The sequence below is a fragment of the Trueperaceae bacterium genome (assembly GCA_031581195.1).
Classification (GTDB): Bacteria; Deinococcota; Deinococci; order Deinococcales; family Trueperaceae; genus SLSQ01.
Genome location: JAVLCF010000099.1, coordinates 5,598 through 8,518 on the forward strand (window position 1 = coordinate 5,598; position 2,921 = coordinate 8,518).

At 76.1% G+C, this 2,921-nt stretch carries 2 protein-coding genes; both read right to left on the reverse strand.

The features are described from left to right. On the reverse strand, positions 1-2,264 hold a 2,264-nt coding region (locus RI554_09135; GenBank protein ID MDR9392176.1), incomplete at its 3' end, for a tetratricopeptide repeat protein. Positions 2,265-2,393: 129 nt separating this feature from the next. Next, complete coding sequence (argR, locus tag RI554_09140) at positions 2,394-2,852, reverse strand: arginine repressor (GenBank protein ID MDR9392177.1); 459 nt, start codon at positions 2,850-2,852, stop codon at positions 2,394-2,396. Between the last annotated feature and the right edge of the window lie 69 nt (positions 2,853-2,921).

Sequence of the window (2,921 nt, forward strand, 5' to 3'; positions counted from 1 at the left end):
GCGCCGTCGAGCGCCCACTGGGCGTACGCGTCGACGAAGCTGAGGCGGACGTCCTCGGTGTCGGCGTCGGCGAGCCACGCGAGGAAGGTGCGGACGTCGTCGGCGTCGCTCGCCTCGAACAGCGCGCCGCCCGACAGCCCCTCGAAGGGGCCGGTCTCGACGACGGGGAGGGTCTCCTCCGCCGCGGTGACCGCACCGCGCAGAGCGCCGACGAGGCGATCGACGACCGCCGCTTCCGCGTCGGCGTCGTCCGCGTCGTAGAGGGGCCGTTCCCCCCGAAGCGACGTGAGGGTCACGCCGCGCCCGATCAGGCGGCGGAGCGGCGACGCCTCGCCCGCCACCTCGACCGCCCGGCGGGCGGCGACGGTGAGGTCCTCGTACGCGCGCACCTCGACCGCGACGACGTAGCGGCCGGCCGCCAGGTCCGTCGGTAGGTCCAGGGCGGCCTCTTCGACGACGTAGCCGATGGCGTTCTCGGGCACCTCGACGACGACGTCGCGTTCGGCGAGGACGGCGCCGTCCTCCCCCTCGAACGTGGCGTGCACGTCGGCGCGGGCGGGCAGGGCGTCGCCCGGCGTGTACAGCTCGAACGCGAGGGTGACCGGGTCGCCGGGCCGCAGCGGCCCGTCGACGGTCCGCCCGCCGAGCCGGACGTCGATGCGTTCGTCGCTGATCTCGACGGGGGGTGGCGGCGCGGACAACGCCGCGACGCGGTCCTCGGCGCGGGCGTCGAACGGCGCGCCGAGCGCGCCGAGGTCGAGGGCGCGGGCGTACGCGTCGGCCGCCTCGCCACGGCGACCCTCCGCCTCGTAGAGGCGCCCCAGCACGTACCAGAGGGCGCCCTGTTCCGGGACGTCCTCGAGGGCGTTCTCGACGTCGGCGAGCGCTTCGTCGTCCACCTCGGGGTCGCGCGTGAGGGCGGCCTCGTAGGCGGGCATCGCGTCGGCCAACCGCCCGAACCGGGCGCGCACCAACCCCAGGTTGTAGTTCGCGATGAAGGCGCCCGGGTCGATGGCGACGGCGCGTTCGCTCGCCGTTTCGCTGGCGTCGTAGCGACCCAACAGGTAGCGGGCCCAGCCGAGGTTCGTCCAGTACAGCGAACTCTCGGGGTCGAGGTCGACGGCGACCTCGAGCGCCGCGGCGGCGGCGGGGGCGTCGTCGCGGTCGAACGCCAGGAAACTGAGGCGCTCGAAGGGGAACGCGAACGTCGGCAGCTGCGCGCCGAGCGCCGCGAAGGCGCGGCGCTGCAGCGCGTCGTCGCGGACCGCGTCGCCGCTCACGCCGACGAGGAGGGCGACGGCGGGGTCGTCGCGAAGCGGCAACGCCGCGAGGTCATCGGCGTCGGCGTCGTCCTCCGCGAGGCGTTGCGCGACGGCGGCCGCCGTCCCGTACGGGTACCCGGCGGCGGCGCTCCAGGCGTCGTCGGCGACGGCGAGGTCGCCCCCCTCCTCGGCGATCGCGGCGCGCCACACGTGCGCGGCGGGCAGGCCGGCGTCCGCCGCCGCCTCGAGGTACGCGAGGGTGCGGGCGTCGTCCTGCAACGCGGTCACCGCGATCGTGGCGGCGACGGCGGGATCGCGGGGCCACGCGGTGCCGGCCCGGACGGCGTCGTGCGCGTCGGCGAGGGCCGCAAGGCGGGGCGCGACGTCCGCGTCGCCCTGGCGGTCGATCAGGCCCGCCAGCTCCCCAGCGAGGCCCGCCCCGACCAGGCGGACGCCCTCGGCGAGGGCGGCGTCGGGCCCGTCCATCGCGATGGGGGCGGCGGGCGCGAGGCGGTCCCCGTCGACGGGCAGGCCGGCGGCGCGCGCCAGCGCCCGCGCGGCGCGGGTCGCGAGGAGGGCGGGGGCGTCGGCGGGGGCGTGAATCCGGAGGGTGTCGCGGGCGCCGGCGCGGGCGACGTGCAGCTCGAGGACGAGGCCGTCGTCCTCGCGCCGCACCGACCCCGTCGCGGCGACGTCCACGCCGAGCGCCGCGCGCAGGAGCGCGCCGCCGTGCGACGTGGCGCGGCCGCCCTCCTCGAGGAGGGCGGCGGGCGTCAGGAAGCCGTCCTGGAAGGCGAAGGGGGGGACGAGCGCGTCGGCGGCGGCGGGCCCGACGACGAGGTCGGCGTCGCCGTCGAGCAGCTCGGCGGTGCGGTCGGCGACGACGACGCCGACCTGCGAGCCGGCGTCCTGGAACGGCGCCACGGCGACGCTGGCGGCGGTCGCGAGCGAACCGAGGGCGAGCGCGAGTACGGTCAGGATGGGGCGCATGGGGACCTCCACGCCCGGGACGCTAGCACGCGCCCCGCGGAAACTCTGGGCCCCGTGACGCGTTCGGTGGCGCGCCGGGACGGGGCGTCCCGGGGGCGGTGCGGGGGGCGGTGCGGGGGCGGTCCGACGTCCCGACCGCCGTCAGGTCAGCAGGTCCTCGAGGTCGTTCAGGAGGGTCTCCGCCTCCTCGCTGCTGCGGCAGATGACGAGGATGGTGTTCTGCCCCGCGAGGCTCCCGACGACCTCGTCGCGCTGGAGTTTGTCGATGACGTAGGCGATGCCGGCGGCGTGCCCCTCGTCGGTGTTGATCACGAGAAGGTTGTCGCCGCGGTCGAGGTCGCGGACGAACAGGCGGAAGCGTTGCCCCAACTCCCCGAGCACGTCCTCCGGCGCGGCGAGGGGCGTGGACCGGTAGCGGTGGGCGCCGTTGCCGGCGGGGAGGCGGACGAGGCGGAGTTCGTTCACGTCGCGGCTGATGGTGGCCTGGGTGACCTTGATGCCGCGTTGTGCGAGGTGCTCGGCGATCTCCGCCTGCGTGGAGACGAACTCCTGTTCGACCAGCTCTTCGATGAGGCGCTGGCGGTATTCTTTACTCGGCATATGCATACCGTATCCCGGCGTACGTGCGGGCACGCCGCGCCACGACACGTCCGGCCGGCACCGCGCACG

Coding starts and splice junctions, on each gene's coding strand:
- argR (MDR9392177.1), bottom strand. CDS start 2,852: ATGCCGAGTAAAGAATACCGCCAGCGCCTCATCGAAGAGCTGGTCGAA.